We start from the raw sequence: 22,367 nt of genomic DNA, 5'->3' as shown, positions 1-22,367 counted from the left end.
GATGCGCCGCCGCCTGCTCTCCTCAACTCTCCTCGTCGCGGTCATCGGGGTGTTGCTGCTCGGTATTCCTCTTGGTGTGGCGGTCAACCGGCTCATCGAGGAGGAGGCGACCCAGGAACTGTCCTCCCATGCCAAAAGCCTGCTGGGGGAGGTCGAGTACGCCCGGATCCAGGACCAGCCCGTCGACGAGCAACAGCTGGAACGCAAGTATTCCGATCTCTACATCCAGATCTACGCGAAGGGGACGCCCCCCCAGGTGATAACGGTGGGCACCGAGCCCCCCGAGAGCCAGAAGATGACCGAGGACGCGCAGTCGGAGAACGGCGTGTACGTCGCGGTCAGCCGGGACAAGACGGGAGTGGAGCGTGAGGTCCGCGCGTGGTTGTTCCTCATCCTGGGACTCGCCGCGGCTGCCCTCGCGGTCGCGGTCGGGCTCGCCATAGTGCAGTCGCGCCGCCTGACGTTACCGCTCAGCGACCTTGCGATGATCGCTGAGCGGCTCGGGTCCGGTGACGCCAGACCGAGCAAGCACCGTTACGGCATCCAGGAGCTCGATCGGGTGGCCGAGGTGCTCGACCGCAGCGCGACCCGCATCTCCGACCTCCTGGCCAGGGAGCGGGAGTTCGCGACCGACGCCTCCCACCAGCTCCGTACCCCGCTCACCGGCCTGACCATGAGACTTGAGGAGATCGTCGCCGCCGCCGACGAGCCGGGGATCGTCAAGGAGGAGGGCGAGGCCGCCATCGTGCAGGCCGAGCGGCTCACCGCCGTGATCGACGAGCTGCTGGCCACCGCCAGACGGCAGCGTCAGGCGCAGTCCGAGATCGTTGAGCTCGACGTGCTGCTCGATCAGCAGTTCATCGAGTGGGGTCCGGCGTTCCGCAGGGCCGGGCGGCGGCTGAGCCTGGTCGGCACGCGCGGCCTCCAGGCGCTGGGTACCGGCGGCGGCATCGGCCAGGTGATCTCCACCCTGCTGGAGAACTCACTGGAGCACGGCGGCGGCACGGTGACGGTCACCACCAGTGCCAGGGACAGGTCCATCGTGATCGAGGTCGCGGACCAGGGGAGCGGCATTCCCGACGAGCTGGCCCCCAGGGTCTTCGAGCGGAACGTGAGCGGGCGCGGCAGCACGGGTCTCGGCCTGCCGCTCGCCAGGGCGCTGGCCGCCGCCGACGGGGGGCGCCTGGAGCTCGTACGGTCGCGTCCGGCGGCGTTCGCGTTCTTCCTGCGCCAGGTGGGCGAGCCGGGCAGGAACCGCGTCGTGCGCGGGCCCGCCTGAGCGGCGCTTTCGCCGGCGGGAAGGGGCGGCGCGAGGCGGGAGGGTCAGCGCGGGCCGGAGGGCGGCGCGTTCTCCTCCGAGTTCTTGTTCAGGAGATACATGTGGCCGTTGACCTGGCTGTTCGGCGCCGTCGACGGGCTCGCCGGCGTGTCGGGGACGGCTTCGGGCGGCGCACCGGGCAGGAAGACCCACTTCTTGTACGACCAGAACCTGAACAGGGTCCCGAGGGCGGTGCCGGTGAGCAGGGCGATGTTGTAACTCAGCGCGTCCTGCAGGCCCAGGGTGTAGGTCACGAAACCGATCACCAGCAGCGAGATCAGCAGGCCGATGGCGTTGAGGACGAAGAACAGGAAGTACTCGCGGGCCAGGCCGCTCTGCTCGCGGTGCCTGAACGTCCAGTAGCGGTTGCCGAGGTAGGCGAAGGTGGCCGCGACGATCGTGGCGATGACCTTGGAGGTGAGTGGTCCCCAGTCGAGGCCGAACCTGAGCAGGTTGGTGCCGCCGGTGTCGATCACGAAGGCGACCGCGCCGATCGTCCCGAACTTCGCCAGCTCTCGCGCCAGCTCGGCGAGCCGCCGGTAGGCGTGTCGGAGAAACTCCACGTTTCCTGCACGGTCCTTTCGGGGGTCGGCTGCTGATCCGCCGCGTCGGAGGACCTCGAACACTCTTCGGGCCAGGCTACCGGTGGGGGGACGTGATCCGCGCGAGGTTGACCCGTTGATGTCCATAGCTGCCACTGGGGGCTTTTTCAGCAAATGTCGCATAGCACCGGATAAATAGGGAAACTGGCGTTACGCTGATCCCTCTGACCACGGGAAGCCCCTGAAACTTTCACTTTCCGTGATCGGTCCAGACGGACTGCCGCACGCGACGGCCACTACCCCGGGGATCAACCCTTGCGCCGCCGACTCCTCGCCCTGATCCTGTGTCTGTCGATGACGACCGGCTGCGGCGCGCGGAGCGACACGCCGGGCACCGCCCCCGGGACCGGCCCCTCGCGCGAGGCGTCCGCCGGGGTGGAGCTCGCCGAGGCCTCCAGGGCCTTCGAGCTGCTGGGAAGGCTCGACGACGCCTGGCGCGACCGGGACTGCGCGACCGTCGAGAAGCTCACCACCTGGGCGGAGAGAGCGCTGGGCGGTCGTGCCTGTGAGGCGACCCGGAACGGCCGCCCGGCCCCCGCCAGGAAGTCCTACACCGACGTGGAGCTGTACCTGCCCGGCGCCGCCGACCAGGACCGCTGGTTCGTCGCCCTGGCCCGCGAGCCCGACCCTGCCTACTTCCTGTTCCTCCAGGAGGACGGCGAGTGGCGGCTCGGCGCCGGCCCCATCCCGATCCAGGGTGAGGTCCGCGAGCCGACCGAGGGCGCGGTGGCCACCGACGACCCCGTGGCGGGGGTCAAGGTCCGTCTCGTGCCGCAGCGCTACCTGGCCTACCTGACCGACCCGGCGGGGGTGAGCGGGGTGACCTTCCCCAGGGGCGACCCGGTCCGGGGTCTCTTCGACGACCTGTTCGGACGCCCGTCGCGCGTGCGGCCCGACCGCCTCACCGCCGACGTCCGCCTGCTCGTCGGCCCCCAGCGCGCGCTGATGCTGCCCACCGGCGGCTCCCTGGTCATCCACGCCCTGGAGATCGAATACCGGCAGAGGGCCCGTCCGGGCCGCCCCTCGCTGGCCCGTCCCATCTACGGCAGGGCCGACCTGCGCGGCTTCACCGGCAGGACCAGGACCGCGAAGCTGACCGGGACCGAGGTCGTGCTCGTCGCCACCGAGATCATCGGGAGCGGTTCCAAACTCGCCACGACCGGCATGCGCCGCGGCCTCGCCACCCTCACGGCGGACTGAGCGTCCCCGGGCGGCGCCTTCCAACGGCCTTCAAACGGCCTCCCAGAGGCCTCCCAACGGCCCGCCATCCGCCCACCGCCTGGTCCCGTACCGCGTGACAGTAAACTTGACCCCTGTGAGCAGCCCTTCTTTGGCCGGTCCCATCGGCCCCGTCGTCGGCATGATCGGAGCGGGCCAGCTGGCCCGGATGACACAGCAGGCGGCCATCGCCCTCGGTGTCGAGCTGAGGGTCCTGGCCAACTCGCCGGACGAGAGCGCCGCCCGCGTGATCGCCGACGTGCGTCTGGGCGACTACCGTTCCCTGGCCGACCTGCGCGACCTCGCCAAGGGGTGTGACGCGGTCACCTTCGACCACGAGCACGTGCCCACCGAGCACGTCCGGGCCCTGGCCGAGGACGGCTTCGCCGTGCACCCCGGGGCCGACGCGCTGATCCACGCCCAGGACAAGGCGGTGATGCGCGAGCGGCTGACCGCGATCGGCGTTCCCTGCCCGCCCTGGCGGCGGATCGAGACGGCCGCCGACGTCGAGGAGTTCGCCGCGGAGAACGGCTGGCCGGTCGTGCTCAAGGCGGTCCGGGGCGGCTACGACGGGCGCGGGGTCTGGGTCTGCCGCTCCACGGACGACGCGGCAGAGGTCCTGGCCTCCGGCGTGCCGCTGATGGCCGAGGGGTTCGTGCCGTTCGAGCGGGAGCTCGCCGTGCTGGTCGCCAGGTCGCCGCACGGGCAGGGGGTCAGCTATCCGGTCGTGGAGACCGTCCAGCGTGACGGCATCTGCGTCGAGGTGCTCGCCCCGGCCCCCGGCCTCGACCCCGAGTGGGCCGCGGTGGCCCAGCGGATCGCCCTGACCATCGCCAAGGAGCTGGGCGTGACCGGGCTGCTGGCCGTGGAGATGTTCGCCACCTCCTCGGGGCTGGTGGTGAACGAGCTGGCCATGCGCCCGCACAACAGCGGCCACTGGACGATCGACGGGGCCCGCACCTCCCAGTACGAGCAGCACCTGCGCGCGATCCTCGACCTCCCGCTCGGGTCGCCCGCGCCGACCGCCCCCGTCGTGGTGATGGCCAACCTCCTGGGCGGCGACGACCCCGACATCTTCTCCCGGTACGAGCACGTGATGGCCCACGACCCGGGCATCAAGGTGCACTTCTACGGCAAGGAGGTGCGGCCGGGGCGCAAGATCGGCCACGTCACCGCGATGGGCACCGACCTGGACGAGGTCCGCGAGCGTGCCCGGCACGCCGCCGTCTACCTCACCGAGGGAAGATACACCTGAGCCGACCGGCTCGCCCCTCCGGCCCGCCAAGGCGCCGGGACCACCGAAAGTCCCCGTAAGCCCGTGAGTCACCGTGCCCCCGAAAGGGCGCCGGACCGTCCGGAGCCCCCGTACCGCCGGGAGCACGGCACCGGCGTGACCACGGCACCACCGCGAACGCGCGCGGCCCCCGGGCCGCGAGGCAAAGGAGACGCAATGACCACCGTCGGCATCGTCATGGGCAGCGACTCCGACTGGCCGGTGATGAAACTCGCCGCCGAGGCGCTGGCCGAGTTCGGGGTGGCGTTCGAGGCAGACGTGGTCTCCGCGCACCGCATGCCCGAGGAGATGATCGCGTACGGCGCGGGGGCGGCCGGGCGCGGGCTGAAGGTGATCATCGCGGGTGCCGGGGGAGCCGCCCACCTGCCGGGCATGCTCGCGTCGGTGACCCCGCTGCCGGTGATCGGCGTCCCCGTCCCGCTGAAGTATCTCGACGGCCTCGACTCGCTCCTGTCGATCGTCCAGATGCCCGCCGGGGTCCCCGTCGCGACCGTCGCCGTCGGGGGCGCCCGCAACGCGGGACTGCTGGCCGTGCGGATCCTCGCCGCCGCCGACGAGGGCCTGCGGGCGAGGATGGAGGCGTTCCAGGTCGCTCTGAAGGATCAAGCCCACGCCAAGGGCGAGAAACTTCGGGCCGAGGCCGCCCAGCTCGGCGCCTGATATCACCGCTTTTGACCGATAGCTTGACAGCATCGCGGATAGAAGGGGGCGCGGAGGGAAGGGGAAGATCTTCAAATACCTTGGAGGTCGAGAACCATGAGGAACGCTATCCGCGCCATCCTCGGACTCACGATGGCGGTGCTGGCGGTGTGGGGAACCGTGGGCGCGGGTGAGAGCCCGAAGCCCGTCGACTCCGCGGTGAGCTCCGTGTCGACGCGCTGACTCCGTCACCCTCGCCCTGAGATCGCCGGGAAACCCGGGGATCGCCGGGGAACAGGTCACCCGGGCCGGGCGGAGTCCTCGGCGACACCGCCGAAGTCGCGGTCTTCGCCGTTGCGGACGTCGCGGGCGGTCCGGATACTGTGTTCGTGGAGCCCGCGGCCGTGCGTGGAGCCGCCGCCGTCCATGAAGCCGTCGCCGTGCGTGGAGCCCGGTGCCACCTATAGGGGCAGTGGGAGCAATGGTGCCAATGGGGCACGGCACGGGTGGTCACGCCCGGGACGAGGCGCAGGCATGCCGGTGTCGCGGGGCGATCCGCTCGAAGACTCCGCCCGTTGGGCGACCGCCGAGACAGCGAAGGTGAGACGACGTGGAAGCAGACCTCAGCAAGGCCGTCTGGCGCAGGGCGGCCCCGGAGGGGGACGACGGTGGTAACGGCGGCAACGGCGGCAACTACGTCGAGGTGGCCGTGATCGAGGCTCCGGAAGAGGGCCACAAGGCCGGGTCGGGGTCTCTTTACGTATTGCGCGATTCCAGGAATCCCGAAGGGCCGAAGCTGTTCTTCACCCGTTCGGAGTGGGACGCCTTCGTCGGGGGCGTGAAGCTCGGCGAGTTCGACAACTGACCGGGCGGACCGGGACGGGCGGGAGCCTTCGTCGGCGATGCGGGGCCTCTCGCCGTGTGTCTCCCGAAGGTTTCACCTGGCGGCCGCGATCGAGGCGCGCACCAGGTCAACCGGCCGGAAGGCCCCTGCCCGTCCCGGCAGCCGGCCTCTCTCGGGGTAAAAGCCTTTTTGTCGAACGTACGGGAAGAAGTGGTTTCGCGAGGGTCTCGCATTCGCCGCAACGGTAATGCTCTCACCGTAATAACCATCAAAAACGTTCTATAGCCAACCTAGAAGCGGCTTGCCCGTTTTGCGGCGATATGTCCCATATCGTAGTAATTGTCATGTCCGAGAGATTACTGCGAAAGGGGGCGTCCTCATGGGGATCACGATGTTCCCGGGAGGGGGCTGGCCCGCCCATGATCCTTACTGGCGCCGTCGTCGTCGCCGTCGTCGCCGCTGGCGTCGCTGGTACCGCTGGGACTACTGGTGATGTCCGGAGCCGGTGACACGAGAAGGTCATGGTGACCGATGTGCTTCTGAGAGGTCGACGCTTACCTGACGGGTTCCCGGTGCCAACCGGGAACCCGTCGTCGTGTCCGGGGTCGTACGCGAAGGGCGCGGCGGAGGCGGGCCGGGCTCAGGGGCGGCCCAGGGCGCGGTAGTGCCAGCCGGAGGCCCGCCAGGTCTCGGCGTCGAGGGCGTTGCGACCGTCGACGATCTTGCGGGAGGCCACCACGGAACCCAGCTCCTCGGGATCCATGGCGATGAACTCCTGCCACTCGGTCAGCAGCAGCACGACGTGGGCGCCCTTGGCCGCGTCGAGGGCGGAGGCGCCGTAGGAGAGCCCGGGGTGGGCCTTGCGGGCGTTCTCCTGGGCGACGGGGTCGTAGACGGTGACCCGGCCACCCTGCTCGCTGATCTTGACGGCGACGTCCAGGGCGGGCGAGTCGCGGATGTCGTCGGAGTTGGGCTTGAACGCGGCGCCGAGCACCGCGACCGTGCAACCGCGGAAGGAGCCCCCGGCCAGTTCGCGGGCCAGGTCGACCATGCGGGCGCGGCGGCGCATGTTGATCGCGTCGACCTCCCGCAGGAAGGTCAGCGCCTGGTCGGCGCCGAGCTCGCCGGCCCGGGCCATGAAGGCGCGGATGTCCTTGGGCAGGCAGCCGCCGCCGAAGCCGAGGCCGGGGTTGAGGAACTTGCCGCCGATGCGGTCGTCGAAGGACAGCGCCAGGGACAGCTGCTTGACGTCGGCGTGGGCGGCCTCGCAGACCTCGGCCATCGCGTTGATGAAGGAGATCTTCGTGGCGAGGAAGGCGTTGGCGGCCACCTTGACCAGCTCGGCCGTGGGGTAGTCGGTGATGACCATCGGGGTGCCCGTCTCCAGCATGGGGGCGTACACCTCCCGCATGATCTTCTCGGCCCTGTCGGAGGCGACGCCGAGCACGATCCGGTCGGGGTGCAGGGTGTCCTTCACCGCGAAGCCCTCCCGGAGGAACTCCGGGTTCCAGGCCAGCTCGGCGCCCGCGCCGATGGGTGCCAGCCGGGCCAGCTTGTCGGCGAGGCGCTGCGCGGTGCCGACCGGGACGGTCGACTTGCCGACGATCAGGCACTCGCGGTCCAGGTGGGGGGCGAGCGACTCGATCGCGGCGTCCAGGTAGGACACGTCCGCCGCGTACTCTCCCGGCTTCTGGGGGGTGCCCAGGCACAGGAAGTGCACGTCACCGAAGGCCGCGGCCTCCTCGTACGAGGTGGTGAAGCGCAATCGGCCGTTGGCCAGGTTGCGCCGCAGTATCTCTTGCAGACCGGGCTCGTAGATGGGCAGATCACCGGCCCGAAGGCGGTCGATCTTCTCCGCGTCCACGTCGAGGCTGAGGACTTCGAAGCCCAGCTCGGCCATGCACGCGGACGTCGTCGCACCGAGGTATCCGGTTCCCACTACCGTGAGGCGGTAGGCCACTGGTGCTCCCTTCCTTCTGCCCAATTCTTTGCCGACAGGGTACCGGCATCTGGCGCTTCCACTTTGCCACCTGCGCAAACGCCGGGGTACATATCACATGGGGTGGAGCGCTCCACGTTTTGTTGGACGTCCTAGTATTTGCCCATGAGCTACCCTCTCTACGCGCTGCCCGAGGAGCACGAGATGCTCCGCGAGACGGTCCGAGCCCTCGCCGACGAGAAGATCGCCCCCCGCGCCGCCGAGGCCGACGAGAACGCGGAGTTCCCGGCGGACAGCTACAAGGCGCTCGTCGCGGCGGACCTGCACGCCGTGCACGTTCCCGAGGAGTACGGGGGTGCCGGTGCCGACGCCCTCGCGACGGTGATCGTCATCGAGGAGGTGGCGCGGGCCTGCGCCTCGTCCTCGCTGATCCCCGCCGTCAACAAGCTCGGCACCGTCCCGCTGCTGCTCTCGGCCTCCGAGGAGCTCAAGCGGAGATATCTCACACCGGTCGCGGCGGGTGACGCGATGTTCTCGTACGCCCTCTCGGAGGCCGAGGCGGGCAGCGACGCCGCCGCGATGAAGACCCGCGCGGTTCTCGACGGCGACCACTACGTGCTCGATGGCGCCAAGATGTGGATCACCAACGCCGGGGTGTCGGAGTACTACACGGTGATGGCCGTCACCGAGCCGGGCGCCGGAGCCAGGGGCATCTCCGCGTTCGTCGTGGAGAAGGGCGACGAGGGCGTCAGCTTCGGGGCCAAGGAGCGCAAGCTCGGCATCAAGGGCTCCCCGACCCGCCAGGTCATCCTGGAGAACGTGCGGATCCCCGCGTCCCGGATGATCGGCGAGCCGGGCACCGGCTTCAAGACCGCCCTGGCCACCCTGGACCACACCCGCATCACCATCGCCGCCCAGGCCCTCGGCATCGCCCAGGGCGCGCTGGACTACGCGATCGGCTACGTCAAGGAGCGCAGGCAGTTCGGCAAGGCCGTCGCCGACTTCCAGGGTGTGCAGTTCATGGTCGCCGACATGGCCATGAAGCTGGAGGCCGCCCGCCAGCTCACCTACGCCGCCGCGGCCAGGTCCGAGCTCGCCATGCACGGCGAGCCGCAGAAGGACCTCACCTTCCTCTCCAGCGCCGCCAAGTGCGCCGCCTCCGACGCCGCCATGGAGATCACCACCGACGCCGTCCAGTTGCTGGGCGGGTACGGCTACACCAGCGACTACCCGGTCGAGCGCATGATGCGCGACGCGAAGATCACTCAAATCTACGAGGGGACGAACCAGATCCAGCGCATGGTGATGGCCCGCCAGCTTCTCAAGTAGGCCGCCGATCACGGGAAGCTCCTCGAACAGGCCGCCGACCAGCGGAGACCCGGTCCGGACCATGCCCGCGGGCCGGGTTTCGCATGTGGTGGGTGGATCCTCCTCCGCTCGTTCCCCATGACCGGGGGCGACTGGACGAACCGGCGAATGTGATCACATTCGCTGATGAAAGTTACACGGCAGAGGTGATTCACCGCTGCCCGATGTGAGCGGTTTCCTCCCTCGGCCCGCTCGGGACGCGGGCCGGTCCGGTGGGGGCCGGTGTGCCGCGAGCGCCGCGCGGAGGATCGCGCCGGGCCGCCGGCGATCGGCGCGGCGACGGGGGTGCCGGCCCTTGACCTGGCGAATCGGGCCCCGGGCCGCCAGGTCGCATCGCCCGCGTGGCCGGCGGGATCCCGCCGCGACCCGCGAGACGTCCACCGGGTAGCGGAAGGTCCCCGGTGTCGCGGCCCCGGGAGCGGACGAAGGCGCACCGTCTCCCGCGCCGTCGACTATTGCGAGACCCCTTTGTTAATGGGACATTACACCCAGACATCAGACGGCATACGTCATACGTTACAAGGTGGTAACGCCGCGTCTGCCACGGATTCCTGGGGCGTGTCATGAGGCGACCTCTCACGCCCGGCGGCGGTGACCCTCGTCAGCGCGGCGCCGGGGCGGCAGGCCCCGGCCCGTGAAGGCGTACGGCACCCCGATCGATGTTCGCAACCGCAAGACAGGCGTCACATCCGCGCGACGGCACATCCCGGCGAGTTCGGCCACGGCGGGGTGGTCACGCGGCGAACACTCCGCGCGGAACCAGCGAAAGGAACAGAGCGTGAAGTCAGGCTCATCCACCACCGGGAAGAAGTCAGGCTTATCCACCACCGGGAAGGTGTCGGCGGCGCTCGCGGCGCTCGTCGCCGCTGTGTCGCTGCCGGCCTTCGCGGGTGGTGCCCCGGCCTCGGCGGCGGCCCAGGCGACCTACTACGTCGCCCCCGACGGCAACGACGACAACCCCGGAACGATCACGTCGCCGTTCAGAACCCTGCAGCGCGCGAGGGACGTCGTCCGCACGGTGAACGCCAACATGACGGACGACATCCAGGTGTATCTCCGCGGGGGGAACTATCCGGTCGGCAGCACGATCGACTTCACGCAGGCCGACTCCGGCACGAACGGTCACCGGGTCATATACGCCGCGTACCAGAACGAGACGCCGGTCCTCAACGGAGGCGTTCAGGTAACGGGATGGACGCAGCACAGCGGGAACATCTGGAAAGCCCCGCTGAATCGCGGCAACAAGCTCCGTGCGCTCTATGTCAACGACAAGCGGGCGTACATGGCCTCCAAGACAATAGGTTCGGCGGGGTGCACCGGAACCTACAACATCACGGCGGGGCAGGCGTCCTGGGCGTGGGAGTCGGGTTCACAGTGCGCGGGATCGAAGTACAGCCTGAGTGATTTCCCGGCCATCGCCGGCAATCAGGACGACATCGAAATAGAGACGGGGACGACCTGGACCACGGCCATCGTGGGAGTCCGGCAGGTCACCTCCGACGGCACGAACCGCATAGCCCAGTTCCAGCAGCCGGGAGCGGCCATCGCCCAGGGCGCCTTCAACGGGAACGCCCAGGTCGGCGGCACCCACAAGGTGATGAACGCCTACGAGTTCCTGGACACGCCGGGCGAGTTCTTCTTCGACAAGACGAGCCGGACGGTTTACTACTACAAATCAAGCTCCGAGAACATGGCGACCGCGACGGTTTTCGCACCGAACAACGTGTCCACCGTTCTCAGGGTCGCCGGCACCTCCACGAGCGCCCGCGCCCGGAACATCACGTTCTCCGGCCTCACGGTCCAGCACTCCGACTGGAACCTGTTCAACGTGGCCGGCTCGGCGTTCAAGCAGGCCCAGCAGGGCAACCTCGGCGCGCAGGCGTATGCCAAGCAGAACTTCCACGTCTACTACTACCGCAACGTCGACATGGCGCCCGGCATCATCCAGATCGACAACGCCGACGGGCTCGTCCTGCAGAACAACCGGGTGCAGCACACCGGCGTCGACGGAATCAACATGGTCAACGACGTGGTGAACACGCAGCTGATCGGCAACTACACCAACGACATCGCCGGATCCGCCATCGCGGTGGGCCATCCCCAGCACGTCTACATCGGGGACCACACCTCGACGAATCGCGAGAAGTACTCCGCCCAGGTCGAAGGGGCGCCCAAGAACATCACGATAAGGAACAACTACATCCACGACAGCGCCGTGCTGTTCAACGGGCACAGCCCCATCTCGGCGTACTTCGCCGACGGCCTGTCCATCCAGCGAAACCGCATCGAGAAGACCCCGTGGTCCGGTGTGACGCTCGGCTGGGGCTGGTGGAACTTCGACGGATCGTCAGGCTCGATCGCGCCCAACCGGCCGACCACCACGGCGAAGAACAACACCATCAGCCACAACCACTTCATCGACACGGTGCAGCGCCTGAGCGACACGGCCCCCGTCTACACGCTGGGCAACCAGCCGGGAACCACGATCACCAACAACTACATGCAGGGCGTGCCGTCCGGCCACAAGTACGGGCTCCACCCGGACGAGGGCTCGGGGAACATGACTTTCCGCGACAACGTCCTGAGCGTGGACAAGAACATCACGTGGCTCATCAACTCCGACGACTTCGGGCGCAAGCACGACCTGAGCATCACGCAGACCTACGGCCCCATCAACAAGGTCTCCAACAAGAACCTGCCGAACAGCACGATCCAGGACATCCTCGTGTCCTCCGACTATGTCTGGCCGTCGCAGGCCTACGCCATCGCGGTGAACTCCGGGCTTGAGGACGCGTACCGGAACATCATCCCCCAGAGCAATCTTTCCCTGCCGGACTACGCCCTGCCCGCCAGCACGTTCGTCGGCGCCGGTGTGACATCGATTCCCGTCCGGAGCACCGGCGACGCGAGCAGGACGATCTGGCTGGCTCCCTCGGGCACGACCTCCTTCGCCGTCGGCAACACGATGACCAGGGCGAGCGGAACCGCGACCTCCATCGCCGTTCCGGCGTCGGCCGGTGAGTACCGCCTCTACGTCGTGGACGCCCAGGGCAACCGCTCGGCCGAGTCGAAGTCGCTCGTCAGGCAGGGGAACAGCGGGGGCGGCCAGCAGAACGTCACGATCGTGGGCGGCCAGTCGGGCCGGTGCGTGGACGTCAGCGGCGGCACGGCGACCAACGGCGCCCAGGCGCAGCTGTGGGACTGCGGCGGCGGCACCAACCAGCGGTTCACCTACACCTCCGGCAAGCAGCTGCAGGTGTTCGGCAACAAGTGCCTGGACGCCTCCGGCCAGGGCACCTCGAACGGCACCCAGGTGGTGATCTGGGACTGCAACGGACAGGCCAACCAGCAGTGGAACCTCAACTCCAACGGCACGATCACCGGTGTGCAGTCCGGGTTGTGCCTGGACGCCTACGGCGGCGGCACCGCCAACGGCACGAGGGCCATCCTGTGGGCGTGCAACGGCGGCACGAACCAGCAGTGGAGCCTGCGTAGCTGACGTGAGGCCTCCATCGGGCCGCGGACGGTCATACGCGCACCGTCCGCGGCCCACCCCGCCGACGGCGGGGACTCCGTCCGAAGGCGAACCGCGCCGGTTTTCGCGGACCGGACGGGCCCGTCGTCCGGCATCATGGCGGCGTGAGATCTTCCCCCGGCACCGGCTGGTACTCCGTCCGATGCGTCTTCCGCTGGGAGTCGCCACGTGACGCCTACGAGGAACGGGTCACGCTGTGGAGGGCCGCCTCGTTCGACCAGGCCATCGTCATGGCGGAGCGCGAGGCGGCGGAGTACGGCTCGGACGGGACGATGCGGTATCTGGGGCTGGCCCAGGCGTACCGGCTGCCGGACGACGTGATCGAGCCGGGCACGGAGGTCTTCTCCCTCATCAGGGACAGCGACCTCGAACCGGAGGAGTATCTCGACACCTTCTTCGACACCGGCGGCGAGCGTCAGGGACACATCTCGTAGTGCCGCGCTCGACACCCCTCACCTTCAGGCGCGCGGGCATACTGGGGGACGTGCCACGACGTGATCCACGGCCCCGAGTCCGTTCCGCGCCCGCGCCCGGCGCCTCGTGTCCGTGCGGGCTGCCCGCGCCGTACGCGGACTGCTGCGGGCGGCTGCACCGCGGGGAGGCGTCCGCGACGACGGCCGAGGCGCTGATGCGGTCGAGGTTCAGCGCCTTCAGCGTCGGCGACGCCGAATATCTCCTGCGCAGCTGGCACCCCTCGACGCGACCGCCCGGCCTAGACCTCGGCGGCGGGCTCCGGTGGACGCGGCTGGAGGTGCTGGAGACGACCGGCGGCAGTTCCTTCCACACCGAGGGCACCGTCCGCTTCCGCGCCCACTACGTCGAGCGCGGCGAGGCGGGCCACCTGGAGGAGCACAGCCGCTTCGCCCGGCACGGGGGCGACTGGGTGTACGTCGGAGCGCTTTAACGGCGGTGACGTTCCGGTGAGGCGGCGACAGCGCATGAGAGCGGCCGTGAGAATGAGCCCACCGGACGAACGAACGTGTGCCGGGGCACTTCACAGGCTGCCCGGTTCGGCTGTTCGAACGTGATTGTCGCTCCGCGGTGACAACGGATGCCGTTATGTGGTCGCACCGGTGGGCATGCGTTCTTCCCGATGCCTCGAAAACCGCGCCGGAACTCGAAGGAGTCCGCCCCGAAGCAGGAGAGCCCTGAGCCGGGGCCCTCCAGGGAGTCTGCGCCGCCCGGAGGGCGGGCACTCGCTGTCGCGGCCACGGTGGCGGCGGTGATGACATCGGTTCTCGCAATAGCGGCGGGGCTGGCGCAGATCAAGTGGTGGACTGCGTGGGCGCTTCTCGCGCTGGCGGCGATCGCCGCCGTTCTCACCTGGACGATCTACGTAGTGCGGAGGTTTCCGGCCCCCGTGCGGTGGGTCGCACTGTTCAGTGTCCTGATCGTCGGCAGCGGCGCGACGGTCGTTACTGGAACGTTCCAAAAGGCGCTTGAGCAGCGGAACTGCGAGCTGGCCCGTGAACACTCGCAGAAAGCCGACGACTACACGGACGATGATCAGGCCAATCGCGCGATCGCCGAGCACACGGCGGCGATCGAACTCTGCGCGAACGCGGACGATCATCTCGGTCGCGGGTACGCCGAGGCCGCCAACGGGCGGGAGCGCCGGGCGATCGAGGACCTGGATCGGTCCCTGCTTCTGGCAGCGCTGTCGCAGACGCGCATTCGGCGAGGTGCCTTTCTGAAGCGCGGCATTCTCCACAACAACCTGGGTGACTGCGATGAGGCGGCGGTGAGTTTCCGTAAAGCGCTGGCCGTGGACAAAGGATTCGATCCCGCCTACCACAACTTCGCGATCACCAGGGCAATGCAGGGGATCTACACGCGGAACACGGGGGACGGAGCGCTGGAGCTGATCGACAAGGCACTCCAGCTGAACACCAGGCAGCCGCACTACCTGTTCGTTCGGGGAAAGGTGTATGTCGCCCTCGGCGAGCGAAAGAAGGCCGAGGCGGACTTGAGAAACGCGATCGCCTTCAGCGGCCCGAAGGACTCCGGAACCAAGAAGGGCGCATCGGATCTGGTGAGAACCGCATGGCGCAATGGCGGAGGACAACCGTTGTTCGGCTCCTGTGCGGTACGGAAGTGAGGAGATGAGCTGAGCAGACCGGTGTCGTGCGACGCTGCGAGCCCGCTCTCACCGGTCCAGGGCGGTGGGGGCGAGAGCGAGGCGTACGGCCCTGCCGAGTTCGGTTTCCGTGGGGTCCGGCGGCAGGTGGACGTGGCCGGGGCGCGTGGCCGCGTGCGGCGCGGGCTCCGCGGGGTGGTGGGTGGTGATCAGCCGCTCGTCCGGTCCGGGCTCGTAGGTGTGGTCGGGGCTGTGGTGGTGGGCCAGCAGGACGATCGGATTGCCGGTGCTCCGGGCGAGGTCGACGGCGACGGGGAGCGCGGGACCCGGCGGGTCGAGGGTCCTGGTCGACCAGAGGTGCGCGAGCTGGGCGCGGTCCGCGAGTTTCAGCGCGGCCCCCGGTCTGGTCAGCGAGATCAGGACCGGCTGCTCGCCGTACTCCCAAAGGGTGACGGTGATGAGGTGCGCGACGAGGCGAAGGGTCTGCTCGGGTGCCCCGTACGTGGGCGGTGTGGTGTCCAGGATCATGGTCACCGGCCGGGGGGCCTCGCCGGTGTGCCGCCGGTAGAGGAGCTGGTCGCCGAGGTGCTGGATAGAAACAGGTCCTCGGTCAGGGCGAGCTGGGTGTGCAGCAGCTGCGTGAGCCTGCCGTGACGGCTCACCTCAACCGTTCCCGGGGCGTGCTGAGAGGTCCCGCCCACCAGAAGTCGCCACCGTTGACGTCTCTCATCGAGGGGATCAGGGCGGGCGGGAACCCGGCTCTGCTGAGCAGCCACCGGGCTTTGGGACCGAGCGAGAACGCGCCGGCGAGTTCGGTGATCTCCTCTGAGGTGAATTCGTCCTTCACCCGGTCACTTCTTTCTCAGCGTGGTGGTCTCGTCCCCGGCCGGCGCGGACGCGCCGTGATCACAGAACGGCCGCGAGCCGCAGGGGATCGGGAAGCGTCCGCCCGTACCAGCGGAGCAGATTTCCCTCGGTGGCGGCATTTATCGTGACGTCGATACCGGTCGCGCTTTCCCGAGCTCCCCGTACGATCAAAACGAGGCGGTATGAACCGCTCAGTGACATGGTCTTGGTGCTGGTGAATGTCCATTCCGGGTCGGAGCGCAATTCGTTCCGTGCCTGGAGAAAGACGTCGGTGCGCTGCCTGGAGGTGGTCCGCCCGATCTCGCCCAGGCTCACGTCGGCGCCCAGAAGGCTCAGCTGAGGCCCGAGCGTGAACCTGCGCTCCACCTGGGCCACGTCGGTCACCTGCTGCGGCGTCATCGACCACGCCACCGGCTCGACGGAGGCGGATGCCGAGGACAGCGCCAGCTTGACGTCGGCGGTGGACAGGCGCGGTGTTCTGGGCTTAGCCGCGAAGCTGATCGAGAGGTGCACCACGTGGTAGGTGACGTGCTCGTACTCCTGCTCCACGAACGCGCGCAGGCCCGGATCGTCGGCCACGTAGTCGGGGGTGACCTGCACCGCAAGGGGGCCGCCGAGGCTGATCCGGCCGGAGAGGGACGGAACGCGCTCCCTGGAGGGCGGAGGGCGCTCCCCGAGGGGCGGGGAGTCTCGGTCACGGGGCGCGGACGGGAAATCCTCGGATCGCACCGCGTCCAGGGACCTGAGGTTCAGTTTCCGTTCTTGGAGGGTGGGGAGAGGAATCTCGATCATTGACATCCTCGTGCTGCGGGAACGGGGGAGGAGCCCGGCGCGGGGCGTGACGGCATATCTGTGGTCGACTGTAATAGGTCGGTGCGAGGTGAAGCCCCGCTTTCTTTCCGGGATCTGATACGAGATTTGTTCGTTACCCTCGCACGCCTCTTCATCCCTATAAGCGCTGTTTGAGGTTGATGTGGCTGTTGTCTTGATCGACGAACGGGGAAACTCCTGACGGAAGGGTGACTATCAAGATCGATCCACGTGCCGGAGGTTTCGAGTCGTTGTGTTCCGCGACGCCATGCCGCCATTGTTGCTTCTGTTTTTATCCTGATATGTCCTGCTTTATCCGGCAGCGGAAAGCACTCTCTGACACGGTCGGCGGCAATGCCGTGATGCCAAGGGCTCGGTCCGCCACGTCCATCTCGGCTTCGGCAGCATCCGCGCTCCGCGGGACCTCGGCAAGACGATGATCGAGACGGCCCGCGCGCTCGGCCGCCGCGCGGTCGTGCTGCGCGGGTGAGCCGACCTGGCGCCGCTGGACGACGAACCCGACTGCCTGCCCATCGGGGAGGTGAACCAGCAGGCGCTCTTCCGGCGGGTCGCCGCGGTCGTGCACCACGGTGACGCGCGGGCCGGGGCGCCCCAGGTCGTCATTCCCCAGCACTACTGGGCGGGACGGATCGCCGAGCCCGGAGCCGGGACCGCGCACGCGCCCGGCGCGCCGGCCACGGATCACTGACCGAGGCTCTCGGCCGCACCCTCCGGCCGGACGTGGCGGCCCATGCCCGGTTCCTCTCCGGCGCGGTGCGCACCGACGGCGCGGACGTCGCCGCGCGGCTGCTGGTGAGTGGCCGTAGATTCGCGAAGCTCGTCCTGAGACGCCCCTGCAGGGCCGCCGACCGGGTGAAGGCGCGAAGACCCGGCCCGGGAGCAGGTTCCCGGGCCGGGTCTTCGTGTACCTCGGAAGGGTCGCGCGTCTACGCATCTCGGAAAGACCGTGCCTCCGTGGGCAGGAGGCCCCCGCCTCCTGCCCACGGACGTACCGGCGCGCCTAGCTGTAGACCCCGAACTCCCAGAGCGAGTAGCCGTACGCCGTGCCGCGCTGGGTGAGGTTCACCCGGACGTACCTGGCCGACGCGGTGAGGTCGACGGAGTCGAACCCGCCGTCGCCGGTCGTGGTCGAGTGGACGGTGGTCCAGGTCGAGCCGTTGGTCGAGGTCTGGATCTGGTACGCCTTCCCGTAGGCGCCCTCCCAGCCGAGCTGGACGTGCCTGATCGCGGTGGTCGCGCCGAGGTCGACCTGGATCCACTGCGGGTCGGCCCACTCGCTGGCCCACCGGGAGGTGAAGCTGCCGTCGGTGGCCCGGTTCGCGGTGAACGGGCCGCCGTCGCCGGTCGCCTGGTAGGAGGAGGCGGTGGTCGGCTTGCCGAGCGCCACGTTGGTGCCCGCGACGGTCGGCGGGACGACTCGGAACGAGCGCTGCTCGATGCCCGCGTTGCCGTGCCCGTCGAAGGCGTACACGTACACCTTCCACACGCCCATCTGCTCCGGCGCGGTCACCGTGAACCTGCCGGGGCCGGTCTGGACGAACCTGACGTTGTCGAAGCCGCGGTTGCCGTTGACGTGCTTGTTGCTGAACATCAGGTTGTAGCGGATCAGGTCGCTGTTCGGGTCGGTCGCGGCGACCTCGACGGTGAAGGTCTTCCCCGCCTGGACGGCGGTCTGCGAGCCGACCGTCATCGAGGTGATCTCCGGGGGAGTGTTCGCCGAGGGCTGCCCGGTGTAGGCCGCCTTGAGCGAGTGGTAGCCGTGCCTGCGCCAGCCGCCGGTGGTGGTGTTGAGCCACACCCCGCCGAAGTCGTTCTCCAGGCCGTAGTGGAACTCGGTCGCGCCGAGCGCGACGCCCGGGTGGCCCTTGATCGCGTTCCAGCTGGCGGTGTACTGGTCCCGCTTCTGCAGGTCGGTCGGCTCGTCGGGGACGCCGTTGACGTCGTTGGGAACCTCCCACTCGCCGTCGGGCCCGGCCTCGGTGACGATGTACGGCTTGGTGTACCCGCCGCTGATCCAGTCCGGCTTGACGGTGTGGATGGCGCCGTAGGAGTTGACCGCGAGCAGGTCGAGGGCGGGGGAGTGGGCCTTGTAGTAGGTCCAGGCGTGGGTGTAGGCGTCGGTGGAGGTGACCGGGTGGTTGGGGTCGGCGGCGTGGATCGCCTGCGCCACCTCGTTGACGAACTTCGCGTACGCCACCCGCCGCTGCTCGACCACGTCGGCCGGCAGGCCGTGGTCCTGCATGGTGAGGATGACCTCGTTGCCGACGTCCCACATGAGCACGCCCTGGCGGCCCTTGAGGGCGTTCACCCTGGCGACGATCTCGTTCTTCACGCTGTTCTTGTACGCGGTGTCGTTGACGTAGTCGGCGCCCTGGTTGAGCCAGTGCCCGACGACGACCTTGATGCCCTGCTGGGCCGCCCTGTCCAGCAGCGCGGGGGTGTGGGTGTCGTCGACGCCCCAGGTGCGGATCGTGTTGACGCCCATGTTCTTGAGGTCGCGCATGTAGCCGTCGGCCGCGGCCTGCGGCGGGCCGTAGGTCAGGCCCTTGACCACGTACGGGGCGCCGTTCACCTGGAGCTGCCAGTTGCCCTGCGTGCCGGTCACCCTGACGATGCTCGGCCCGGCCGGGGTCGCCGGGTCGGTCATCGCGGCCGGGACGGTGCCGGCCTGCCTGGCGACCGAGATCCGGTCCACGCTGAGCACGCCGCCGGAGGTGGTGGCGGCGGTCGGCGTCGTGGTCCCGGCGAGGGCGTTGGGCAGCGAGCCGCCGATGGCGAGGTCGAGGCGGAGGTAGAAGCCGTGGTGCACGGCCGCCCGCCACGCGGTGACGCCGACCTGGCTCTGGCGCACGACCCAGGTCTGCCTGCCGTCGAGGTAGAAGCGGATCTCCTCGTCGGTCTTGGTGCGGTCGATGACCTGGGCGTACTCGTGGTAGCCGGTCTGGCAGCCGTCACAGGTGGCGAAACCGCTGGTGCGGCCGTTGTACTCGTTGCACACGCCCTCGGGCGCGGTGCCGCAGTGCAGGGTGTTGGCCAGCTGGTTGCGGCCGTTGACGCCGGTCATGATGTCGGTCTCGCCGACGGACGGCCAGTTGTTGTAGTTGCCCCGGTAGGCGGCGCCGGTCGCGCGGAAGCCGGGCCAGTAGCCCAGGGCGTTCGCGACGTCGGGCTGCTTGAGCCGGGCGCTGAACCTGAGCAGCTCGCCCGGCTGCGGCGCGAAGTCGGTGCGCTGGGTCTCGATCCGGCCGGAGGTCCAGTTGCCCGCGCCGTCCTTGATCGCCTTGATGTTCAGGTTGCCGGTGCCGTCGAGGGAGACGTTGGCGGTCGAGGCGCTCATGGTCTCGACCTCGCCGGTGCCCCAGTTCGCGGCGCCGCCGGGGTAGGAGGTGCCGGTGCGCAGGATCCAGTTCGCGGCCGAGGGGGAGGTGCCGGCCGAGCCGTTGAAGTCGTCCTGCCACACCTCGGTCCAGGTGCCGGGCTCCTCGGGCTCCTCCGGCTCCTGGGGGCCGCCCGTGCTGCCGTAGACCTGGAACTCCCACAGCGAGTAGCCGTAGCCGGTGCCCCTGGCGGTGCCGTGCATCCGCACGTACCGGCCCGAGCCGGTCACGTCGAGGGTCTGGGTGCCGCCGGTGCCGGTGGTGGTGGAGTAGACGTCGGTCCAGGAGGAGCCGTTCGCCGAAGTCTGGATCTTGAAGGCTCTGCCGTACGCGGCCTCCCAGGTCAGCACCACCCGGCTGATCGTGGCCGTCTCGCCGAGGTCGACCTGGAGCCACTGCGGGTCGCTGAACGCGCTGGCCCAGCGGGTGCCCGTCAGGTTTCCGTCGACCGCCAGCGACGCGACGTAACCGGCGCCCTCGGACGACGAGGCCGTCGCCGTCTTGCCCTGCGACAGCAGGCCGTCGGCCGCCGCCGCGGGGCCGGTGAACGCCAGGCCGGACAGGACCAGTGCCGCCAGGGCGGCGATGACCAGGCCCAACCGGAAGCGGCCCGAACTACGAGCTGGATACACGATCTCTCCTCGAAAGGGGGATGCCCGCCAGGGGACGGCGAGGGGGGAGAGCGCTCTCCGTAACCGAGGGTGCTCCCGGGGGTCGAGCGGTGTCAAGGCCCTTCTTCTCGCGAGGTCGAAACGCGCTGCTCACGTACCGGAAACTTCTTCCCAATGGACATATGCCTTCAAAGCCCACCTTCTCGCACGTCCGCTGACGCGTCGGAGACGAGAGGGCGGGTGCGCCCCCGTGTCGGTGATGTGAACGGCGAGTTTCGGGATTGGGTTGTCCGGCGTCTTGACAACTCCCGACAGAGGGGATCAACCTCGTAGGAGAGCGCTCTCCCTGTGCCGTTCCCGCGGCCACCCCCCACTGAAGGAGAGGCAATGCGCCCATCCCGAAGTCCCGTCAGATTCCGCCTGGGACTGGTCGCCGCCACCCTCACCGCGCTGGTCGCGGCCGGTCTGGCGATCATCTCCCCCGCCAACGCGGCGGACGGCCTGATCTCCCAGAGCCGGCCCGCGACCGCCTCCTCCTCGGAAGGAGGCGGCTACGGCGCCGGCGCCGCCTTCGACGGCAACAACGGGACCCGCTGGTCCAGCGCCGCCGCCGACCCGCAGTGGCTCCAGGTCGACCTGGGCGCCACCGCGACGATCTCCCAGGTCGTCCTCGGCTGGGAGGGCGCGTACGGCAGGTCGTTCAAGATCCAGACCTCGGCGAACGGCTCCTCCTGGACCGACGTCTACTCCACCACCACCGGCACCGGCGGCACCCAGACCCTCAACGTCTCGGGCTCGGGCCGGTACGTGCGGATGTACGGCACCGCCAGGGGCACCGGCTACGGCTACTCGCTGTGGGAGTTCAAGGTGTACGGCACCGGCGGCTCCCCGGTCACCCCGAGGCCCAAGCCGACGTTCACCGACGAGGTGACGCACCACGAGTTCCAGGCCAACTGCTCCCCGACGGCGAACCGGCCGGACGACCCGATCATCTACCCGGGCCTGCCCGGCGCCTCGCACATGCACACCTTCGTCGGCAACAGGACGACCAACGCGAGCAGCACGCAGTCCTCGCTCCTCGGCGGCGCCACCTCGTGCACCAACCCGCACGACAGGTCGGCCTACTGGTTCCCGAGCTTCTACAAGGGCAGCCAGCTGATCGAGCCGACCGGCAACCAGGTCATCTACTACAAGTCGGGCATCCTCAACTACTGGGAGGTGCAGCCCTTCCCGCAGGGCCTGCGCTTCGTCGTCGGCAGCCCGACCGCGACGCTGGCCGAGTTCCGCGACTCCCCCGGCGCGGTCGAGGGCTTCGAGTGCGGCGACATCTCCAAGAGCTGGGACATCCCGACCTCCTGCGTGGCGGGCAGCCAGGTGAACGTCCGCTACCAGGCGCCGAGCTGCTGGGACGGCGTCAACCTCGACAGCGCCAACCACAAGAGCCACATGTCCTACCCCGCCGCCGGCTACTGCCCGCCCAGCCACCCGGTGGCGGTGCCGATGCTGGAGTTCAAGATCGCCTTCCCCGCCAGTGGTGACCTGTCACAGGCGCGGCTGGCCAGCGGGCGCGGTTACACCTGGCACTACGACTTCTTCAACGCCTGGGACAACCCCGCCATCCTGGACGCCCTGGTGACCCACTGCATCAACGGTGGCCTCCAGTGCAACCCGCGCGGCTACGACCTGTACAAGCCGCACCGCGGCGCCGCCCTCACGGAGAACTTCGAGCTTCCCTGACCTTCCCCTGACCGCACGTGCCCGGCTCCGGCCTCGGGTGCCCCGGACTCCGGCACCCGCGGGCCGGGGCCGGGCACGTGCTTTTCCCGACACGGGTCTTCTCCGGTACG

General features: G+C 69.1%; 20 protein-coding genes. 13 read left to right on the top strand and 7 right to left on the bottom strand.

Translation table 11 applies throughout. The annotated features are described in order from the left end of the window. The first annotated feature begins 1 nt into the window (after position 1). Entirely contained in the window at positions 2–1,279 is a 1,278-nt protein-coding gene (locus tag AC5L38_RS11255) for an ATP-binding protein (RefSeq protein WP_389916273.1), read from the top strand. A 44-nt stretch (positions 1,280–1,323) separates the two neighbouring features. Here AC5L38_RS11255 and AC5L38_RS11250 read toward each other — a convergent pair whose 3' ends face one another. After that, entirely contained in the window at positions 1,324–1,881 is a 558-nt protein-coding gene (locus AC5L38_RS11250) for a GtrA family protein (protein ID WP_495242690.1), read from the bottom strand. A 294-nt stretch (positions 1,882–2,175) separates the two neighbouring features. Between AC5L38_RS11250 and AC5L38_RS11245 the strand changes: the two genes are divergently transcribed. The 5 genes from AC5L38_RS11245 to AC5L38_RS11225 all read left to right on the top strand — a co-directional run bounded on the left by AC5L38_RS11245 (position 2,176) and on the right by AC5L38_RS11225 (position 5,936). Continuing rightward, the gene (locus AC5L38_RS11245) at positions 2,176–3,120 is read left to right on the top strand and encodes a hypothetical protein (protein ID WP_495242689.1); all 945 of its coding nucleotides are present in this window, start codon (positions 2,176–2,178) and stop codon (positions 3,118–3,120) included. Positions 3,121–3,280: 160 nt separating this feature from the next. Next, on the top strand, positions 3,281–4,393 hold the full coding sequence (locus AC5L38_RS11240; protein WP_495242794.1) for a 5-(carboxyamino)imidazole ribonucleotide synthase: 1,113 nt from the start codon (positions 3,281–3,283) through the stop codon (positions 4,391–4,393). 195 nt (positions 4,394–4,588) lie between these two features. Then, positions 4,589–5,092 carry a 5-(carboxyamino)imidazole ribonucleotide mutase gene (gene purE, locus AC5L38_RS11235; protein WP_495242688.1) on the top strand — a complete coding sequence of 168 codons (504 nt, stop codon included), beginning with the start codon at positions 4,589–4,591 and terminating at the stop codon, positions 5,090–5,092. A 96-nt stretch (positions 5,093–5,188) separates the two neighbouring features. Continuing rightward, positions 5,189–5,314, top strand: coding sequence for a hypothetical protein (locus AC5L38_RS11230; protein WP_495242687.1), 126 nt, complete (start codon positions 5,189–5,191; stop codon positions 5,312–5,314). Between the two features lie 367 nt (positions 5,315–5,681). Continuing rightward, positions 5,682–5,936: a DUF397 domain-containing protein gene (locus AC5L38_RS11225; RefSeq protein ID WP_495242686.1), complete on the top strand. Its 255-nt coding sequence runs from the start codon at positions 5,682–5,684 to the stop codon at positions 5,934–5,936. Positions 5,937–6,555: 619 nt separating this feature from the next. Here the strand turns inward: AC5L38_RS11225 and AC5L38_RS11220 are convergent. Next, positions 6,556–7,875 (bottom strand): UDP-glucose dehydrogenase family protein, encoded by a 1,320-nt coding sequence (locus tag AC5L38_RS11220; protein ID WP_495242685.1) that lies wholly within the window; start codon positions 7,873–7,875, stop codon positions 6,556–6,558. Positions 7,876–8,019: 144 nt separating this feature from the next. Here AC5L38_RS11220 and AC5L38_RS11215 point away from each other — a divergent pair, with 144 nt between their 5' ends. From AC5L38_RS11215 to AC5L38_RS11195, 5 genes are all read left to right on the top strand, one after another. Next, positions 8,020–9,183, top strand: a complete 1,164-nt coding sequence (locus tag AC5L38_RS11215) for an acyl-CoA dehydrogenase family protein (protein ID WP_495242684.1) — start codon at positions 8,020–8,022, stop codon at positions 9,181–9,183. Positions 9,184–10,057: 874 nt separating this feature from the next. Further along, positions 10,058–12,721, top strand: a complete 2,664-nt coding sequence (locus tag AC5L38_RS11210; RefSeq protein WP_495242683.1) for a lectin — start codon at positions 10,058–10,060, stop codon at positions 12,719–12,721. A 140-nt stretch (positions 12,722–12,861) separates the two neighbouring features. Continuing rightward, positions 12,862–13,191, top strand: coding sequence for a hypothetical protein (locus AC5L38_RS11205; protein ID WP_495242682.1), 330 nt, complete (start codon positions 12,862–12,864; stop codon positions 13,189–13,191). Between the two features lie 50 nt (positions 13,192–13,241). Next, a complete protein-coding gene (locus tag AC5L38_RS11200; RefSeq protein ID WP_495242681.1) occupies positions 13,242–13,661 on the top strand; it encodes a YchJ family protein in 420 nt (139 codons plus the stop codon). 321 nt (positions 13,662–13,982) lie between these two features. Beyond that, positions 13,983–14,855: a tetratricopeptide repeat protein gene (locus AC5L38_RS11195; RefSeq protein ID WP_495242680.1), complete on the top strand. Its 873-nt coding sequence runs from the start codon at positions 13,983–13,985 to the stop codon at positions 14,853–14,855. Positions 14,856–14,903: 48 nt separating this feature from the next. Here the strand turns inward: AC5L38_RS11195 and AC5L38_RS11190 are convergent, their stop codons facing one another. The 4 genes from AC5L38_RS11190 to AC5L38_RS11175 are packed head-to-tail and all read right to left on the bottom strand — an operon-like array spanning position 14,904 to position 16,493. Continuing rightward, positions 14,904–15,368 carry a hypothetical protein gene (locus AC5L38_RS11190; RefSeq protein WP_495242679.1) on the bottom strand — a complete coding sequence of 155 codons (465 nt, stop codon included), beginning with the start codon at positions 15,366–15,368 and terminating at the stop codon, positions 14,904–14,906. After that, complete coding sequence (locus AC5L38_RS11185) at positions 15,365–15,496, bottom strand: hypothetical protein (RefSeq protein ID WP_495242678.1); 132 nt, start codon at positions 15,494–15,496, stop codon at positions 15,365–15,367. The genes AC5L38_RS11190 and AC5L38_RS11185 overlap by 4 nt, the downstream gene beginning before the upstream one ends. Beyond that, positions 15,493–15,681 (bottom strand): hypothetical protein, encoded by a 189-nt coding sequence (locus AC5L38_RS11180; protein ID WP_495242677.1) that lies wholly within the window; start codon positions 15,679–15,681, stop codon positions 15,493–15,495. Before AC5L38_RS11180 ends, AC5L38_RS11185 begins: the two co-directional genes overlap by 4 nt. A gap of 59 nt (positions 15,682–15,740) precedes the next feature. After that, positions 15,741–16,493: a hypothetical protein gene (locus tag AC5L38_RS11175; protein ID WP_495242676.1), complete on the bottom strand. Its 753-nt coding sequence runs from the start codon at positions 16,491–16,493 to the stop codon at positions 15,741–15,743. 559 nt (positions 16,494–17,052) lie between these two features. On the opposite strand from AC5L38_RS11175, the gene AC5L38_RS11170 reads away from it, so the two are divergent. Beyond that, positions 17,053–17,220, top strand: coding sequence for a hypothetical protein (locus AC5L38_RS11170; RefSeq protein WP_495242675.1), 168 nt, complete (start codon positions 17,053–17,055; stop codon positions 17,218–17,220). Positions 17,221–17,532: 312 nt separating this feature from the next. On the opposite strand, the gene AC5L38_RS11165 is transcribed toward AC5L38_RS11170, so the two are convergent. Next, positions 17,533–20,541: a galactose-binding domain-containing protein gene (locus AC5L38_RS11165; RefSeq protein WP_495242674.1), complete on the bottom strand. Its 3,009-nt coding sequence runs from the start codon at positions 20,539–20,541 to the stop codon at positions 17,533–17,535. Positions 20,542–20,907: 366 nt separating this feature from the next. Here AC5L38_RS11165 and AC5L38_RS11160 point away from each other — a divergent pair, with 366 nt between their 5' ends. Next, the gene (locus AC5L38_RS11160) at positions 20,908–22,257 is read left to right on the top strand and encodes a DUF1996 domain-containing protein (RefSeq protein ID WP_495242673.1); all 1,350 of its coding nucleotides are present in this window, start codon (positions 20,908–20,910) and stop codon (positions 22,255–22,257) included. Positions 22,258–22,367 lie beyond the last annotated feature (110 nt).

It is taken from the genome of Streptosporangium nanhuense, from assembly GCF_059358815.1.
This window is presented reverse-complemented; position numbering and strand designations above follow the sequence as displayed.

Excerpts from the sequence above, each read along its gene's own strand:
- AC5L38_RS11255 (WP_389916273.1), top strand. The coding sequence starts at position 2 with ATGCGCCGCCGCCTGCTCTCCTCAACTCTCCTCGTCGCGGTCATCGGG.
- AC5L38_RS11240 (WP_495242794.1), top strand. The coding sequence starts at position 3,281 with ATGATCGGAGCGGGCCAGCTGGCCCGGATGACACAGCAGGCGGCCATC.
- purE (WP_495242688.1), top strand. The coding sequence starts at position 4,589 with ATGACCACCGTCGGCATCGTCATGGGCAGCGACTCCGACTGGCCGGTG.
- AC5L38_RS11230 (WP_495242687.1), top strand. The coding sequence starts at position 5,189 with ATGAGGAACGCTATCCGCGCCATCCTCGGACTCACGATGGCGGTGCTG.
- AC5L38_RS11215 (WP_495242684.1), top strand. The coding sequence starts at position 8,020 with ATGAGCTACCCTCTCTACGCGCTGCCCGAGGAGCACGAGATGCTCCGC.
- AC5L38_RS11195 (WP_495242680.1), top strand. The coding sequence starts at position 13,983 with ATGACATCGGTTCTCGCAATAGCGGCGGGGCTGGCGCAGATCAAGTGG.
- AC5L38_RS11175 (WP_495242676.1), bottom strand. The coding sequence starts at position 16,493 with ATGATCGAGATTCCTCTCCCCACCCTCCAAGAACGGAAACTGAACCTC.
- AC5L38_RS11160 (WP_495242673.1), top strand. The coding sequence starts at position 20,908 with ATGCGCCCATCCCGAAGTCCCGTCAGATTCCGCCTGGGACTGGTCGCC.